Origin of the sequence: Shouchella sp. JSM 1781072 (assembly GCF_041949915.1) — a bacterium.
GTDB lineage: Bacteria > Bacillota > Bacilli > Bacillales > Bacillaceae_D > Shouchella.
The window spans coordinates 58,355-75,667 of record NZ_JBHFQE010000004.1 but is presented as its reverse complement, the minus strand read 5'-3'; the positions used below and the strand labels follow the sequence as shown (position 1 = coordinate 75,667).

General features: G+C 40.1%; 12 protein-coding genes. 9 read left to right on the top strand and 3 right to left on the bottom strand.

The annotated features are described in order from the left end of the window. Positions 1-53 precede the first annotated feature (53 nt). Positions 54-854 (bottom strand): pyrroline-5-carboxylate reductase, encoded by an 801-nt coding sequence (proC, locus tag ACE1TH_RS18420; protein ID WP_375079702.1) that lies wholly within the window; start codon positions 852-854, stop codon positions 54-56. A gap of 208 nt (positions 855-1,062) precedes the next feature. On the opposite strand from proC, the gene ACE1TH_RS18415 reads away from it, so the two are divergent. The 6 genes from ACE1TH_RS18415 to ACE1TH_RS18390 all read left to right on the top strand — a co-directional run bounded on the left by ACE1TH_RS18415 (position 1,063) and on the right by ACE1TH_RS18390 (position 10,047). Next, positions 1,063-3,093 (top strand): HelD family protein, encoded by a 2,031-nt coding sequence (locus ACE1TH_RS18415; RefSeq protein ID WP_375079701.1) that lies wholly within the window; start codon positions 1,063-1,065, stop codon positions 3,091-3,093. A gap of 65 nt (positions 3,094-3,158) precedes the next feature. Beyond that, entirely contained in the window at positions 3,159-3,809 is a 651-nt protein-coding gene (locus tag ACE1TH_RS18410) for a GDSL-type esterase/lipase family protein (protein WP_375079700.1), read from the top strand. Positions 3,810-3,836: 27 nt separating this feature from the next. Continuing rightward, positions 3,837-4,583, top strand: coding sequence for a hypothetical protein (locus ACE1TH_RS18405; protein ID WP_255224938.1), 747 nt, complete (start codon positions 3,837-3,839; stop codon positions 4,581-4,583). Positions 4,584-5,146: 563 nt separating this feature from the next. After that, complete coding sequence (locus ACE1TH_RS18400) at positions 5,147-6,865, top strand: ABC transporter ATP-binding protein (RefSeq protein ID WP_375079699.1); 1,719 nt, start codon at positions 5,147-5,149, stop codon at positions 6,863-6,865. Between the two features lies 1 nt (position 6,866). Further along, entirely contained in the window at positions 6,867-8,747 is a 1,881-nt protein-coding gene (locus tag ACE1TH_RS18395; RefSeq protein ID WP_375079698.1) for an ABC transporter ATP-binding protein, read from the top strand. A 70-nt stretch (positions 8,748-8,817) separates the two neighbouring features. Then, positions 8,818-10,047, top strand: coding sequence for an ATP-binding protein (locus tag ACE1TH_RS18390; protein WP_375079697.1), 1,230 nt, complete (start codon positions 8,818-8,820; stop codon positions 10,045-10,047). A gap of 70 nt (positions 10,048-10,117) precedes the next feature. Here ACE1TH_RS18390 and ACE1TH_RS18385 read toward each other — a convergent pair whose 3' ends face one another. Then, complete coding sequence (locus ACE1TH_RS18385; RefSeq protein WP_099305052.1) at positions 10,118-10,861, bottom strand: SDR family NAD(P)-dependent oxidoreductase; 744 nt, start codon at positions 10,859-10,861, stop codon at positions 10,118-10,120. A gap of 133 nt (positions 10,862-10,994) precedes the next feature. Here ACE1TH_RS18385 and ACE1TH_RS18380 point away from each other — a divergent pair, with 133 nt between their 5' ends. The 3 genes from ACE1TH_RS18380 to ACE1TH_RS18370 all read left to right on the top strand — a co-directional run bounded on the left by ACE1TH_RS18380 (position 10,995) and on the right by ACE1TH_RS18370 (position 15,588). Then, positions 10,995-12,656, top strand: coding sequence for a glycerol-3-phosphate dehydrogenase/oxidase (locus ACE1TH_RS18380; RefSeq protein WP_375079696.1), 1,662 nt, complete (start codon positions 10,995-10,997; stop codon positions 12,654-12,656). A 120-nt stretch (positions 12,657-12,776) separates the two neighbouring features. Next, positions 12,777-14,165: an alanine/glycine:cation symporter family protein gene (locus ACE1TH_RS18375; protein WP_099305049.1), complete on the top strand. Its 1,389-nt coding sequence runs from the start codon at positions 12,777-12,779 to the stop codon at positions 14,163-14,165. 88 nt (positions 14,166-14,253) lie between these two features. Next, positions 14,254-15,588 carry a polysaccharide biosynthesis protein gene (locus ACE1TH_RS18370; RefSeq protein WP_099305047.1) on the top strand — a complete coding sequence of 445 codons (1,335 nt, stop codon included), beginning with the start codon at positions 14,254-14,256 and terminating at the stop codon, positions 15,586-15,588. A 42-nt stretch (positions 15,589-15,630) separates the two neighbouring features. Here ACE1TH_RS18370 and ACE1TH_RS18365 read toward each other — a convergent pair whose 3' ends face one another. Beyond that, the gene (locus ACE1TH_RS18365) at positions 15,631-17,241 is read right to left on the bottom strand and encodes a gamma-glutamyltransferase family protein (RefSeq protein WP_375079695.1); all 1,611 of its coding nucleotides are present in this window, start codon (positions 17,239-17,241) and stop codon (positions 15,631-15,633) included. Positions 17,242-17,313 lie beyond the last annotated feature (72 nt).

The following is a 17,313-nucleotide window of genomic DNA, read 5'->3' as shown; positions in this document are numbered from 1 at the left end:
GGAAAAAAAGAACCTTTATGAGACGATCACACTCATAAAGGTTCTTATTACGATTAATTATGCTTCTTTTTTGCGTGATCTGTAACGGCTTGAACTGCTCGGGCTACTGATCCTTCAAAATCATCTTGGTGCAATGACTTAAGTCCAGCTTCAGTTGCGCCACCTGGTGTTGTCACTTGGTCACGTAAATCTGTTGGCGTAAAACCTGCCTTAAGCATTTCAGCACTTCCAGCTAACATTTGCACAACGAGCTCGCGTGCTTGCGCTTGTTCCAGTTGAAAGGATTGAGCGATCTTTTCGAGTTGAATCACAAATTCATATACAAAAGCAGGTGCACTGCCAGTAATCGCTGTTAGTTCATGAATTAGTGATTCGCTTAGTTGAGCGCCAGTTCCGATAGAAGAAACAAGCGATTCAACGTATCCTTTTTGAATATCTGATACGTGAGAGCCGTATGTATAGAGACTAATGGATGCGCCTGCTTGCGCAGCAGTATTAGGCATAATCCATGCAGTTGCGGTTCCTTTAGGTAATTGGGCTTCAAGGTCAGAAGCACCGATTCCAGCCGCTACTGTTAATACAAGTTGTTGGTCTACAAGTGAGTGTAATGCTTCTAATATGCCAGTATGAGCAGAAGGTGGGGCTGCAATTAAAATCACATCGACGTTAGCAACGACGTCAGTCCAGTTTTCGACAATTTCAATTTGATAGGATTGCGTTAGCTTGTGCAGATGATCTTTATTCGTATGGTTACTTACATATACTGGAGAGAAAGCGGGTTCTGGTTGCGATAGTACACCTTTAAATACAGCTTCAGCCATTCTTCCAGCGCCAATAAATAAAATGGATGGCATAATGTTTCACTCCCTTTGTCGATTTAAAAAGACTTACGCAATATAGCTTAAGCGTAAGTCTTTTTTATTTGAATAATCCCATTATATGGTAAAAATATTTCAGGCAATTGAACTATATAAAGCTTACCAAATTGAAAAGAAAAAGTCTATTATTTTTTTACTTTTTTCTGCAAAATAAGAGTATGTAATAAGAAAGGATGGGATGTGTATGACCCGAGAACATGAAGAGGAGCGTGTGTTGCATCACGCACTTACGAAAATTGACTCGATGTATGAGCGTTTATCGAAGGTTCCCATTTACAGAGGCGATGATTTTACTCAACAAGTACTTGAAGGTCAGCGTCATTCTTTGAGGGAATCTTTGAAAAGTGCAAAGGTCGAACCGTATTTTGCGAGATTGGATTTTCTGGATTTTGAGGATCCTTCTAAAAAAGTGCTCTATATTGGCAAAGTCGGTATTCACGATGAGGAAGAAGATGAACCGCTTGTGATAGATTGGCGTGCTCCAGTAGCCTCTCTTTTTTACAGTTTTAACGGAAGTGAAGATGATGTGTATTACGATTCACCAGAAGGAATTGTTGAAGGGGAAATTAAGTTAAAACGCAATGTGGTTATTCGTTCAAGGGAATTAAAACGAGTAGTTGATAGCTATGTAGAGGGACAAGACGGCAGTGGGGGAGATGAATTCCTTCTTTATAAATTAGGAGAGCAAAAAGATAATAAATTGAAAGATATTGTCTCCACCATTCAAACAGAACAAAATACAATTATTCGTGCTGACGTTCGAAAAGCTTTAGTAATCCAAGGAGCGGCAGGAAGTGGGAAAACAACAGTAGCACTTCATCGTCTAGCATTCTTACTTTACGAATATCGAGAGAAGCTACGAGCGGAGCGGATGATGATTTTTGCTCCAAATGCGATGTTTCTCGATTATATCGCCCAAGTTTTACCTGAACTTGGCGTCGGGAATATACGTCAATCTACTTATGTAAGCTGGGGCATGACGATTTTAAACGATACGTATAGTGTTGAATCCACGACGGACCGAATGTTCACTCGTTTTGAAGGTTCAGAATCTCAGGAGAAACAAAAGGAGATCATAGTAAAAGGATCTCTTTCATTTCGACGTCAATTGAAAACCCATCTCGATCATGTGTTGGTAAGTACCTTGCCGAATAAAGATTTTATTCCTTGGTCCTCAAAAAGCATTCCGCAAAAGACCATTTTAAAGTGGATTCAAGAAGATTTTTCGAATTCAGCACCAGTAAAACAACGTGAGCGTTTACAAGCTCGATTAAAACGATGGGTTGAAATTGAAGTGAAGGCTTATGAAGATGAAAAAGAGCGCAAAAGCTATAAAGCAGAGGGACTTAAAGCCGTTCGTGCCTATATGAACGGGTGGAAAAAACCGAATGTGTTAAAGATTTACGAACGTTTTCTCATAGAGCAGGGACTGAACAGATCAAAAGATTTGCAAAGCGGTTTATTAGCCTATGAAGATTTGGCGCCAATTCTTTTTATCCATCAAGAATTGCACGGAATTGAGAAAGAAAGGCGCTTTGATCATCTCGTTTTGGATGAGGCGCAAGACTTATCACCTTTCACGCTATCCATTTTAAAGGACAATACGCGAGCTGGTGGATTGACAATTCTTGGAGACCTTGCTCAAGGCATTCATGGAGAAGAGGGGATTTTATCCTGGGACTCTTTTGTGGAAGTATTAGATCACAAAGTTGCGTACGTTCAAATGGAGAAAAGTTACCGTTCAACGATGGAGATTATCGACTACAGTAACCACATTTTACAAAAAGTGAGCAATCATCCTCCGACAGCGAAACCTGTATTTCGTAGCGGAGAGCCTGTTCAAGTGATGAGGGAAACGTCCGAGGCACTTATTAAATGGCTTGAGCGTGTTCAGGATTATGAATCGGCTGCGATTTTATGTCGATCAATTGCCGAAAGCGAAAAAATCTATCAACAACTAGTAGACACTCCTATCGAGGTTACGCTAATTCGTGCAAATGATAAAACATACAAAGGAGGCGTTTCGATTTTGCCGATTTATCTTGCTAAAGGATTTGAGTTCGATGCTGTGCACATTCTAAACGTAACGCCAGAGTTTTACCCAAATGATGATATGCACTGCAAATTACTCTATGTTGGCTGCACAAGAGCCCTTCATTCTCTAACGCTGTCTTATCCAACAATAGCTTCAGAAATTATACAAGATGATAAGTAGAAAGAGGAACGAACGCCGTTCCTCTTTCTTTTTTATGAGAATAATGTAGAAAAAAAGGAGGATTTATGGTGAGAGAAAGCGTAGTTAAATACTTAGCCATTGGTGACTCGTTAACAGTCGGTTACGGATCATCCTACCATAAAGGTGGCTTTGTTCCTATTTATAAAAGCTTTGCTGAACAAGCATTAAACACACGCGTGCGCACGATGAATATAGGAGTTGATGGTTTTACTGCCAAGCAAATTTATGGTGTTGTACGAAGTCAATCCCCTAGCTCAATTGCCGAAGCGAATCTCATTACAATTACTGGTGGCGGAAACGACTTATTAGCAGTTTTGGAAGGTGGATTGAGTTCAGTTACGCCAACACTCATGGACCATGCTATAAAGGAAGCAATATGTTATTTACAACAAACCGTTGGCTACATTACAAAGATAAAAAAGCAGACGAACGTCCCTTATCGGATTTTAGTGTTTAACAGCTATAATCCATTTGGTCCGATCCCGATTGCCAATCGGTTTATAACTGAATTTAATCGCGCGCTACAATCTATTACCCGCTTGCCAAATGTACAAGTAGTAGACGTTTACCGTGTCTTTAAAGGAAACGAGCGTGTTCTACTCTATCAAGACCATGTTCATCCAAATGACAAAGGTTATCGGTTAATGGCGGAAGAGGCAGCGAAAAAAGGCTTTACACTTAAGTTCCTAAATTAGGTTAAACGGGGAAAATGAAAGGAGGCGGTGATTGTCCATTTACTTACAATTGTTCACGATCAAGACGGAGCGCTTTTACCAGCAATGAAAGCTTATTTACAGCGGGCGTCTTCTATTTATAACAAGATGTATATTGTGATAAGCGACGAAACAAATGACGCGGTTGAAGCAGAAGCAAGAAAGAATGGTCTAAAAACGTTCCGTATCCCAAAAAAAGGAGCAGCGTTTGCGCGTAGACAGGCTTTGCGTTTGGTCTTTGAAAATTTCGAGGAGGCAGCAACGTATCACTACTGTGACTTTGATCGTCTTTTAACGTGGTTAGAGGTAGGCACCGCGGAACTAAAACATACGATAGAAACATGTCCTGACGTTGATTACCTTCTTTTAGGTCGCACAAAGCAGGCGTTTCAAAGCCACCCACTTGAATGGCAAGAAACGGAAAAGTGGACGAATCACTTATTTTCACTTGCTATCGGTTTTGAAGCAGATGTTACAGCGGGGTCTTGTATAATGAGCTCGCGAGCTCTGAAAGCCATTGTTGCGGAACTTCCCTATTCAATTGGCAAAATGACAGATGCTGAATGGCCGTTACTCGTGAAAAACAAAGTAAAAGAGGCGGTCATTCAAGCAGAGTTTGTAAATGGACTATGTTACCGTGAACGAAATCGCGCATTAGAAGAGGATTCCGTTATAAATTGGGCCAATCGTATTAAACTTTCTTCCTTTATAGCAGAAACCATATTAACCCATTATTATCAAGGTACTTCTAACTAGATTTATATATTTTTCTGTATGTTTTACATAGTACATTAGGCGTGAAAGTTGTATACTAATAGGAGTTGAATAACTTTCATAAGTGAATGAATTTCATAATAGGTAGTAATAGTCATTCTTTGCAATGATCATAGCGATATCGTTTGTAACTTCGTTCGCCAAATGAAGGTGGACAGCAGCTGAATGTTACGAACAATGTAATGTTGAAATTTATTCAGTTCATTCGAGAAGGAGGATCGAACGTGAACCCGCGCTTTGTAAAATTAATTTCTGCTACTTTTTTTGTTTGTGTTGCTGGTGTGATTGTTTTAGCTGTTACTGGACAAATTTAATAGATATATTAAACGGTCCACGATACATTTATAATTCTATGAATACGTTACAAAAATTCTAAGTCGAACTTAGAATTTTTTTATTGGATTACTAGTTATCGATAGATCGTTTTATTTTTTTTGAATTGTTTTTGAATGAAGACAATCATCCTAGTGTTTGTACTTTGAAAAATAAGCTATGATAGAGAGAGATCTTTTGGGTTATGTACGATGTAGAAGGGGTCGATTCAATTGAGGACAGTATTTTCATATTTGTTGCCGTATAAGTGGGCTGCCGGGATTGCATTTATTTTCATGTTGTTAGAGCTGACCGTTGAATTAATTCAACCTCTTTTATTGGCTCGAATTATAGATGACGGCATTCTTCAAGAGGATTTAACGACGGTTGTGGTTTGGGGAAGTATCATGATCGGTTTATCATTACTTGCTTTTATAGCAGGGATTTTAAATTCATTTTACGCAGGTCATGCAGGTCAAAGTACAGGATTTGATCTTCGAAACGCCATGTTTAAAAATATTCAGCGTTCGAGTTTGGATAAACTCCAGCCATTTGCGACATCTTCATTAATGACACGGTTAACGAATGATATTACGCAAATACAAAACACGATTTTTATGGGTTTACGCATTATGGCCCGCGCACCATTACTTGTGCTCGGTGGTGCGATTATGGCTTTCATTATCAATGCGCGTCTTGCTTTTTTTCTCATTATTACGATTCCGATTTTGATTCTATTTCTTCTATGGATCTTAAAAAAAGGTGTACATATTTTTAGCTTAGTGCAAAGTCAGGTTGACCGCGTGAATCATGTTGTCCGTGAAAACTTAACCGGCATCCGTTTAGTGCGGGTATTTGTAAGACGGTTGCACGAAATTGAACGCTTTTTTGCTGAAAGCGATGCATTAAGGCATCGTATGGTGCAAGCATTCCGCTTAATGGAATTAACCATGCCAATTCTCTTACTTTTAATGAACGGCTCGATTTTACTCGTTTTATGGTTTGGTAGTTTTCAAATCGAGAATGAGACTGCTCAGGTAGGCGACGTTGTGGCAATTGTTAATTACGCAACGAGAATTACGTCTGCTTTAGGTGTATTTGCGATGATTATTATGGTGTTTTCTCGAGCTCGTGCTTCTGCACTCCGAATTGAAGAGGTTCTACTTGAACCTGATGATGAGCTTAGTGAGAGTGTGAACCACCCTGCACCTCCTACCTTAAAAGGTGAATTGACATTTGAATCTGTGTCGTTTTCATATGAAGGTCAGAAAACCGACGTGCTAAAAGAGATTTCGTTCACTGTTAAACCTGGAGAAACCGTTGCTGTTTTAGGCGAAACCGGATCAGGGAAAACATCGCTTTTTCAGCTTATCCCTAAATTATATGAAGCAGATAAAGGTGAAATTAAAATTGATAACACCTCAATTAAAGAGTGGAATATTCAGATGGTACGAAAGCAGTTAGGTTACGTCCCGCAATCCATTCGTTTATTCTCCGGCACAATACGAGAGAATATCTCATGGGGTGTTCCGGATGCTCCGATAGAGGATGTTCACTTTGCTGCGAAAGTCGCGCAGATTCATGAAACAATTGAAAAACTTCCTGATGGCTATGATACAAAGGTTGGGCAACAAGGTGTTAATTTATCAGGCGGTCAGAAGCAGCGAATTTCCATTGCAAGAGCCTTACTTCGAGAACCGAAAATTTTGCTTTTAGATGATAGCACTAGCGCCCTTGATACAAAAACGGAAGAACGATTTTTAAAAGCGCTTGAACAGTATTCATGTACAACGCTAATCATTACACAAAAATTATCAACAGCGAGAAAAGCTGATAAAATTTTGCTGCTAGAGTATGGACAAATTGAAGGCTACGGAAGCCACGAACATTTAATGGAGAAGTCTACTTTTTACCGTAAAATTTACCATTCTCAATACGGAAAGGAGGGATAACATGTCTTTAAAATCGATTTTAAAAGAGCCTTTTCAATATAAGAGAATTGATTGGCGAGGGTACACATCGAATCACAAGCAAAACGAGCCTGGAAAAGCCGTACACCCACATGCTGCTCGAGCAGGGAAGGCCCAAAAAGCGAGAGATTGGAAACAAGCTACTCGAAGAATCCTTGCCTACTTAAGTAAACGTAAAGGGTCCATTTACCTTGTGATGATCCTCGTTGTGTTAAGTTCTTTGCTCACGCTAGTAGGCCCTTTCTTGATTGGTTACGCGATTGATAATCACATCATTCCCGTTGATTTCGATGGCTTAGGTGTCATTTTAATTGGCTTGCTTGCGTCCTATATCGCGTTATCGATTGCTACATTTTTCCAAAATTTCATTATGGTTCGAATTGCTCAAGCAACTGTATTTGAAATAAGAGAAGATCTATTTCAACATATCCAGCGTTTGCCTATTCGCTTTTTTGATAAAAGACAGCATGGGGACATTATGAGCCGAGTGACAAATGATATTGAAAATATATCGGCAACGTTAAATTCTTCTATTGTGCAAATCCTTTCAAGTGTTGTGACGTTTGTTGGTATTTTGGCAGTGATGCTGTGGTTATCGCCTATTTTGACAATCATTACGATGACCGTTATCCCGCTTATGTTTTATGGGTTAAAGTGGATTACAAAACGAACGCAAATTTTCTTTAAAGAACAACAGCGCACCCTCGGCCAACTGAATGGTTATTCTGAAGAAACGATTGCAGGTCAACAAATGGTTAAGACTTTTTCAAGAGAAGGAGCTGTGATTGAAGGCTTTACTGAAAAAAACCAAGCTTTAAGAGGAGCTGGGTTTTGGGCACAAACCTATTCAGGTTTCATTCCTAAAGTCATGAATGTATTGAACAATTTAAGCTTTGCTGTAATTGCGTTTATTGGTGGTGTCATGGCGGTTAACCAAGTGGCAGGCATTACGGTGGGGATGATTGTCATTTTCGTGGAGTATGCGCGGCAGTTCACGCGACCGTTAAACGATTTGGCAAACCAATTTAATACACTTCTTTCTGCTTTAGCAGGGGCTGAAAGGGTCTTTGATATTATGGATGAAGACCCAGAGGAAGATCCTGATTCGTCGGTTTCCTTAAAGAACTTAAACGGGTCTGTTTCATTTAACAAAGTAAGCTTTGCGTATGACACAACCCCCATTTTAAAAAATGTCTCTTTTAAGGTGGAGCCAGGTGAAACCGTTGCGTTTGTAGGACCAACGGGGGCTGGGAAAACAACGATTATTAATTTGCTTACTCGTTTTTACGATGTAAATGATGGTTCGATAGAAGTGGACGGAATTGATTTAAGAAAAGTAAAGCGAGCCGACTTAAGAAATCAGATGGGCGTTGTGTTGCAAGATTCTTTTCTATTTCAAGGAACGATTATGGAAAATATTCGTTACGGGCGACTGAGTGCAACTGATGAAGAAGTGCTTGAAGCAGCAACGTTAGCGAATGCTCACGGCTTTATCGATCGATTGCCTCAAGGGTATAAGACGAAATTAAGTCAAGATGGTGGCGGGATCAGTCAAGGTCAGAGACAATTGTTATCCATTGCACGGGCTCTATTAGCGGATCCGAAAATTTTAATTTTAGATGAAGCAACGTCGAGTATTGACACGGTCACTGAAATGAAGATTCAAGAGGCGTTAAAGCGATTAATGAAAGGAAGAACCAGTTTTGTCATTGCGCACCGTTTAAATACGATTGAAGCAGCAGACAATATACTTGTTCTACAAGATGGAGAACTAACAGAAATGGGTTCACATGAAAAGTTAATGAAGAAACAAGGGTTTTATTACGACCTTCAGCGTACAAAAAATATGGACGCAATTCTTTAAACTGTAGAGGAATGATGCAGAGGGTGTCGAAATGTATTAAGCAAAGTGAATAAAGGGGATGCTTCGTGACATGGTTATCGAAAAACTCATTATCAATGTATTTGCCATTGTAATCCCCGTGCTTATTTATAGCTTGCGTGCTGAAGGAAGTTGGAAAATTCAACGCTCGTTAACAATGTTTTTGTTTATGAGCGTTGCGGTTATTTTTTGCATGCTGTTTTCAATTGAATTTGAAGGGGTCCAATGGGACTTACGTTATATACCGGTTTTACTAGCATTTTTATATGGCGGTAAACGAGCAGGATGGGGCGTTACTGCTATAGCGGTTATTGTGAGACTTTTTCAAGGGGGAGACTTAGCGTTATTAGGCATAGGTCTTGTCTTGTTAACGGCTTTGTTTTTTGGTGTGTTTGTTAGTCGCTTTTTTACGTTACCGCCGAAATGGGCTAGAGTAAAGTATGCAGCAATGCTTTTACTCTTTCCTGCTTTGTTGCAAACGTTTATTACGATTCTGTTTATTTACAATTATTCAAGTGGAGATTTTGGCCTATGGATTGTTGGCCTGGAGTATATTGCTTTTCTTGTAGCCACCGTCGTTTTGATTGGACATTTCTTTGAGACCTTGTTGGAGAGAGAACGCATTGTTGCGGAATTAGTTGCAACAGAAAAAGATCATACAAAAGGAGAATTAGCGGCTTCAATTGCTCATGAAGTTCGAAATCCGTTAACCGTTGTAAAAGGTTTTGTGCAATTATTGTCAGAAGATAAACAACATGCTGAATATCACAAACTTATTTTAAGTGAATTGGATCGAGCCGAATCCATTATTCATGATTATTTGCATTCAACCAAACCGCCACAATACGCATCGTTTCAGCTAGAGAATACAGTATCAGAAGTTGTTGCGTTGTTGACCCCATATGCAGACGAACGTTCCATTACTCTTTCTGCACGGACGAAAGAAAGCGCTGAAGTGATGGGGAACGAGAATAAATTAAAGCAAGCTTTAATCAATTTTATAAAAAATGCCATTGAAGCATCGAATTCAAATGGTGATGTCGTCGTTTATTTAATGTTGCATAATGGTCGAGCTGTGATTGAAATTATTGACGGCGGTGTCGGTATGACTCGCCAACAGTTAAAGCAACTTGGAACAGCTTATTTTACTACAAAAGAGGATGGAAATGGAATTGGTACGATGGTATCCATTCGCATGGTTGAAATGATGAACGGGATCGTGACGTTTAAGAGTAAATTAGGCAAGGGAACAAAAGTGGTTATTTACCTCCCAATAAAATGAGGGTGGGTTACATCCAAATCCATCAAAATAAAGCAAACCCTTTAGGGGATCTGCTTTATTTTTGTTCATTTTAGACATAGTTCTCTACAGATACAATCGCTCCAGAGCGTAAAGACGGGTCTTCAACAACTTGTAATAAAGCCTTGGCAACAACTTGAGCTGAGCGTAGTCTTCCGGAAGAATGGTACTGTTTAAACTGGGAAACAGCAGGAAATTGATTTTCATCGTAGCTTCTAATCGTTGCCTGCATATCTGTGTCCATGATGCCTGGATTAAATCCAATAATGGAGACAGGGGAGGCTGTATCTTGCTGTTCAGCTGCAATGGACTTGACCATCATATCAAGGGCTGCTTTGGAGCTTGAATAGCTCGTCCATGAAGGCACGGGGTTAGAGGCTGCTCCTGAGGTAATAAATACCATCCGTTTATTTGCTTGTATGTCTTGGAAAAACGCTAAAAATTGATTACTTAATTCTAATGGAGCAACAAAGTTGATTTCCATATGCTTGCTAAACTCCGCGTCTTTCAAAGTTCCTATTTTACCAACTGGATCAAGAATAGCAGCATTGTAAATGAAAACAATGTCCGATAGATCTTGAACGCTTATTTCCTTTACTATGTCTTGAAATCTATTCCCTCGTTCGTGGGTGGCGCCTGCATCATAATAAATATATGTGAAGGAAGGGTGATCTTGAACCGACGTTTTTGGTTCATTTCGTGATAAACCAAGTACCTCATACTCTTGTTCAAGAAGTTGCTCAACAACCGCAGAACCTAACCCTTTCGAAACGCCAACGACAATCGCAATTTTCATAACCGTGCCTCCTTTTTTAAAAGTGTACCCTAAAAAGAATTTGGACCGCAATGAATGTGTGTTTGAAAGATGAATTACGTGGAATAATACAATGGAGAATATGAATGTGTATATACGATGGAGGAATGATTGAATGACCTTTTCGTCAAAAACGCGTAAAACATCGATTCAAGAGATGCAGAACAGCGAATTAGACTTATTAATTATTGGCGGTGGAATTACTGGCGTTGGTACAGCCCTTGATGCGGCTACTAGAGGATTAAAAGTTGGATTAATTGACATGCAAGATTTTGCTGCTGGAACCTCTAGCCGCTCAACGAAATTGATTCACGGTGGCCTTCGCTATTTAAAGCAATTTGAAATTAAGCTTGTGGCTGAAGTTGGCAAGGAACGAGAGATTGTCTATGAAAATGCCCCGCACGTAACGACACCTTTAAGGATGATGTTGCCTTTTTATAAAGGTGGAACATTTAACTCGTTTACAACCTCAATTGGCTTACGAGTTTATGATAAATTAGCTGGCGTAAAAAAAGGGGAAAGACGAACGATGATGCGTTCAAAACAAGCTATAAAGCGAGAGCCGATTTTAGCACCTGATGAGTTAAAAGGCGCAGGCATGTATGTAGAATATCGAACCGACGATGCTCGCTTAACGATGGAAGTTGCCAAGACAGCTTCTCTCTATGGTGCGCACTTAGCAAATTATGTAAAGGCTGAATCATTCACATATGAGAATAATCGCGTGAATGGCGTTGTTGCGAGAGATTTACAGACGAGAGATGCGATTGTTCTTCATGCTAAAAATATTGTCAATGCAACAGGACCATGGGTGGATACATTAAGAGAACAAGATCGCTCAAAAAAAGGGAAAACCATTCATTTAACAAAAGGGGTTCACTTTGTTTTCTCAAAACGACATCTTCCATTAAATCAAGCGCTCTATTTTGATACCCCTTATGATGATGGTCGAATGATGTTTGCGATTCCTCGTGGAGAGAAAGTATATGTTGGCACAACGGATACAAATTACAAGGGCTCAATGAATGAACCTGGCGTGACTCAAGAAGATGTGGAGTATATTATCGGAGCGATCAATGCGCGTTTTCCAGATTTTCAACTTACGAAAAAAGACATCGAGTCAAGCTGGTCTGGTTTGCGACCACTTATTCATGAAGAAGGAAAAGATCCGTCAGATATCTCGCGAAAAGATGAAATATTCCTTTCTGAAAGTGGATTGATTACAATTGCTGGCGGAAAATTAACAGGCTATCGGAAAATGGCAGCAGATATTGTTGATCGTGTTTGTGAAACCCTTGAAGCAGAGGGGATGGATACATACCCTCAATCAAAAACGAAGCACCTTGTTTTAAGTGGAGGGAAAGTTGGTGGTTCTGATCGCTTAGACCATTTCCAGAAGGTTCATATTGAAGCAGGCGTGAAACTTGGGTTAAATGAAGAGCTGGCTCGAAAACTCGTCGAGCGTTATGGGTCAAACGTGCCACAAGTTTTTGCTTATTTAGATGATCCTCGTGCAGAAACGTATCAATTGCCAAAGGATGTTTGGGCATCGCTACTGTACGGCATTCATCATGAAATGGCCCTAACCCCTGTTGATTTCTTCTTACGACGGACGTCAGATTTGCTTTTCGATGTTCAAACCGTAACGACGTACAAGGATCAAGTCATTGATGCAATGGGATCGCTATTAGAGTGGAGTGAAAATGAGAAAACCGATCATCAAAATGAGTTGGAAGAACAGCTGCATTACTTGACACTCGCTCATTTAAACGAATAATGAACAAGGAGGCTTGCTGGACAAGATATCCAGCAAGTCGTTTTTAATTGCAATCAATCTTTATTTTGGTATAATAATGAGATTGTTTTGATCTTATATGCTAGCTAACGGAGGAATTTAATGGAAGTTTTTCACAATATGATTACAAGTATTAATGGAGTGACATCATACATACTTGTAGCTGCTCTCATCAGTGTAGGTATTTATTTTACGTTTCGGACTAAGTTCGTTCAATTTCGTCTTTTTCCTGAAATGTTTCGTGCAATTACAGAAAAGAAATCAAAAAAAGGCGAAGTGTCTGCATTCCAAGCGTTTTGTATTAGTGCCGCGTCTCGAGTAGGCGCAGCGAATATCTCAGGTGTTGCGATAGCGATTACAACTGGCGGACCTGGCGCTATTTTTTGGATGTGGGTCATTGCTATTATCGGGATGGCGACAGGATTCGTTGAAAGTATGCTTGCACAAGTATATAAAGTGCGAAAAGATGGCCAATTCCGTGGTGGACCTGCTTATTACATTGATCGTGCATTAGGCCAGCGCTGGCTTGGAATTATCTTTGCGCTATTAATTGCTGTAACTTTTGGCTTTATTTTTAATTCGCTACAAGCAAATACAATCACGGCCGCGTTTGATACCGCTTTTAATTTTAATCCACTAACAGTAGGGATTGTTATTGCACTTGCAGTAGGGGTCATCATCTTTGGAGGAATTCGCTCGATTTCGGTTTTCTCAAGTATTGTCGTGCCGATCATGGCCGTTCTTTACGTTGGGGTTGTGGGATTTGTTGTGGTTACAAATTTTGAAGCTGTTCCAGCGGTGTTTTCATTAATTGTTGGAAATGCGTTTGGCTTCCAAGAAGCAACAGTTGGAATCTTTGTCGGCTTACTTGTTGGGGCCCAGCGTGGATTGTTCTCGAACGAAGCCGGTATGGGTAGTGTGCCAAATGCTGCTGCGACTGCTGACGTTTCACACCCAGCAAAACAAGGGTTGGTTCAATCATTAGGTGTATTTTTTGACACGATTATTATTTGTTCAGCGACTGCGTTTGTAATTTTATTAACAGATGTTTATACCCTTGCTCCAGACGGTATTAATGGAGTTGCGTTGACGCAACAATCATTGGGAATCCTTGTTGGAGATTGGGCTGTGCCATTTATTGCGATTGCCATTTTCTTCTTCTCATTTTCTTCATTAATTGGGAATTATTACTATGGCGAAACAAATCTTGCTTTTATTAAAGAAGGAACCATTTGGCTACAAGTGTACCGCCTCGCTGTAATGGCGATGATTGTATTTGGTTCTATGGCAAGTATGGCGCTTGTATGGGACATGGCAGATGTCTTTATGGCGTTTACCACCATTGTCAACTTAATTGCGATTGTTTTAATTGGTAAGATTGCGATTGCCGTAATTAACGATTACGTAGCACAACGGAAAGTTGGGAAAGATCCAGTATTTAAAAGTAAGAACATTCCTGGCTTAAAAAATGCTGACACATGGGATGATTAAAAAACAAGCGTAACAGCTTGTTTTTTTCTGTTTTAATTTAGCGACTTGTCTCATACCTTTATAGAGAGAGAAAAAGGAGAGATGAGTGTTGAGTACGTTTTTCCGCGGTGTGCTAGTTTTAAGTGGAGCTGCCTTCATAGGAGAATGCTTGGAGTTTATTATTAATATTGTTTTGGCTAGAGAGCTAGGGGATGAAGCATTTGGTTTATACATGGCGATCTTACCGACAATGTTATTTGTCGTGGTGCTCGCAAGTGTAGAACTACCTGTCTCGATCTCAAAACTAGTTGCAGAAAAAGAACCGAATTATCATTGGGGTGTGTTGTTACAAGCATTAAAGCTGGCTACAGTTTGTGCGGTAACGGTGATGGTTGCGGCGCTAGTGATTTTGCCTCAATTAAGTGTGTTAGACAATTATCATATTGGGGTTCAGTGGATGTTATTTTTACTGATTCCCGTTATCACCTTTTCCTCTGTTGCAAAAGGGTATTTAATGGGCGCACAACAAACGTCTAAAATAGCAATCGCAAATATTTTGAAACGAACTGCACAGCTAGGTGGCTTATTAATTGTCTTTTACATGTTTTCTTTCACAAGTGACCTTGCTATTTTTATGGCATTGTTAGCGCTGAAATTAAGCGAACTTTTGGTGTTGTTTTACTTAGTGGTGGTGTTTATTCGTAAAATTTATCAAACGAAGAAAGATCATACGCAAAAAAAAGTAAACCAAAAAGAAATTCAGAAAAAATTATTAGCCGTGTCTATTCCTACAACTGGGTTACGTATTTTTCATTCGATCACATTTGCTGTTAAACCGTTTTTAATTACGTTGGCTCTCACGAATGCAGGTGTGCTAGAAAGTGTCGCACTTGTACAGTATGGAAAACTAGCGGGTATTGCATTTACCATTGGTTTTTTCCCAGCCTTTGTAGCGCATGCTCTGCTAATTGTGTTAATTCCTATTGTTTCAGAAAGTTATGCAAAACGACAATACGATACGCTTCATTACTATTTGCGTTTATCGCTCCTTGTGACGTTTGCTTATGGAATGCCCATCGTACTGATGTTTTACTTTTTTGCTGAACCAATTACGACATTGTTTTTTGGACCGTCACCGGCAGCAGATTACTTGAAGCTCTTAATTCCGTATTTTTTGTTTCATTATTGTGCAACGCCACTGCAAGCGTATTTAATTGGAATCGGGTTAGTGAAGGATGCGTTTCTACACTCGTTTTATGCAACGGTGGTATCCTTTTGCTTAATGATCGCCCTTGGATCTATGCCAAGTTTACAAATGAACGGCATTATTATCGGGATGAATATGAGTGCGGTGTTGTTAACGGTTCTTCACTACATTACAATTTGCAAAAAATTAAAATTAAATATGTTGATGCGACCAGGGGAAAGTTGGTTGTTCAGATGAATAAAACGTGCACAGGAGTAAATGCTCCGGTGCACGTTTTTATTATAACGTAGCGATATGACTATCTGTTCTTGATTCTGTACCGCCAACATAGCTCTCTTTTTCGTCGTCTTTCCAAATGATTTGGCCTCTTCCAAAAGACATGACGTCATTTGCAATCGTTACGTCATGACCTTTGCGTGCGAGCGCTTCTGCAATATGACGAGGAAAGGATGGCTCTAATAAAATTTTGTTTCCTTCTGTCCATTGCCAGCGTGGAGAATCCAATGCTGCTTGTGGATGCAGAAGAAAGTCAACTGTATTCATAACGACTTGTACATGACCTTGTGGCTGCATAAACCCACCCATAACGCCAAACGGTCCAACAGCTTGTTGATCTTTTGTGAGGAAGCCTGGAATAATCGTATGATATGGGCGTTTGTTTGGTGCAAGTGCATTGTCGTGGTTGTGGTCGAGTGAAAAGGAATGACCGCGATTTTGTAGAGAGATGCCTGTCCCCGGAACGACTAAACCAGAGCCAAAGCCCATGTAGTTTGACTGGATAAACGATACCATATTCCCTTCACTGTCAGCTGTACATAGATAGACGGTACCACTTGCAGTTGGTTTCCCGACAGTTGGTAATTGCGCCGTTTCGCCAATTTCTTGCGCCCGTTTTGCTGCATAAGATTTATCGAGAAGCGACTGGGTGGGAACGCTCATATGGTTTTCGTCTGTAATGTACGCTTGACCATCTGTAAATGCAAGTTTTAACGCTTCGATTTGCTTATGATACGTATCGACGTTTTCTTTTTCATTAATCTCCACGTTTTCGAGAATATTCAACGCCATTAAAGCAATTAAGCCTTGTCCGTTTGGAGGAATCTCCCATACGTCATAACCTTTATAGTTCGTGTGGATCGGATCAACCCATTCAGGTTCGAAAGCGGCAAGATCTTCTTTACGCAAAAAACCATGATGCTTTTTGAAAAAAGCGTCAATTTGATCTGCTAATTCTCCGGAATAAAACGCTTTTGCGTTTGTCTCGCCAATTAACCGTAACGTATGTGCATGATTTGGAGAACGCCAAATCTCCCCAGGTTCCGGCGCACGTTGATTCAACGAAAATGTCTCAAACCAAGCTGAAAATTCGTCTCCTGTATGAGCAGCTTGAAACCGTTTATAACTTGTTTTCCATTGTCGAGAAATAGTAGGCGTTACCGCAAAACCTTCTTCAGCAAATGTAATAGCAGGTTGAAGAACATCTAATAAAGGTAATTTTCCGAATCGTTTCGATAAGCTTGCCCATGAAGCAGGTGCTCCTGGTACGGTCACGGGAATGAGTCCAGTTGTAGGCATTGTGTCATACCCACGTTGCTTTACCGCATCAATAGTCATTGAGGCTGGAGAAGGACCACTACCATTAAGTCCATATAGGTCACCGTCGAGCCAAACAATGGCAAAGGCATCCCCGCCAATTCCATTTGAACAAGGTTCTACAACCGTTAAGCATGCGGCTGTTGCAATCGCAGCATCGACGGCATTGCCACCTTGGTTAAGAATATCTCTACCTGCTTGTGCTGCCAGTGGTTGTGATGTTGCCACCATTCCATTCTTTGCATAAGCGGGCATTCGTTTTGAAGGATATGGGTGATTATGTGAATCAAATTTCAATTTCTCAACCTCCTTTTTTATTAGTGTAACATGCCAAGCATATGGAAATAGCAAGAAATAAAAAAGATGTCT

Coding starts and splice junctions, on each gene's coding strand:
- proC (WP_375079702.1), bottom strand. CDS start 854: ATGCCATCCATTTTATTTATTGGCGCTGGAAGAATGGCTGAAGCTGTA.
- ACE1TH_RS18415 (WP_375079701.1), top strand. CDS start 1,063: ATGACCCGAGAACATGAAGAGGAGCGTGTGTTGCATCACGCACTTACG.
- ACE1TH_RS18410 (WP_375079700.1), top strand. CDS start 3,159: ATGGTGAGAGAAAGCGTAGTTAAATACTTAGCCATTGGTGACTCGTTA.
- ACE1TH_RS18395 (WP_375079698.1), top strand. CDS start 6,867: ATGTCTTTAAAATCGATTTTAAAAGAGCCTTTTCAATATAAGAGAATT.
- ACE1TH_RS18390 (WP_375079697.1), top strand. CDS start 8,818: ATGGTTATCGAAAAACTCATTATCAATGTATTTGCCATTGTAATCCCC.
- ACE1TH_RS18385 (WP_099305052.1), bottom strand. CDS start 10,861: ATGAAAATTGCGATTGTCGTTGGCGTTTCGAAAGGGTTAGGTTCTGCG.
- ACE1TH_RS18380 (WP_375079696.1), top strand. CDS start 10,995: ATGACCTTTTCGTCAAAAACGCGTAAAACATCGATTCAAGAGATGCAG.
- ACE1TH_RS18375 (WP_099305049.1), top strand. CDS start 12,777: ATGGAAGTTTTTCACAATATGATTACAAGTATTAATGGAGTGACATCA.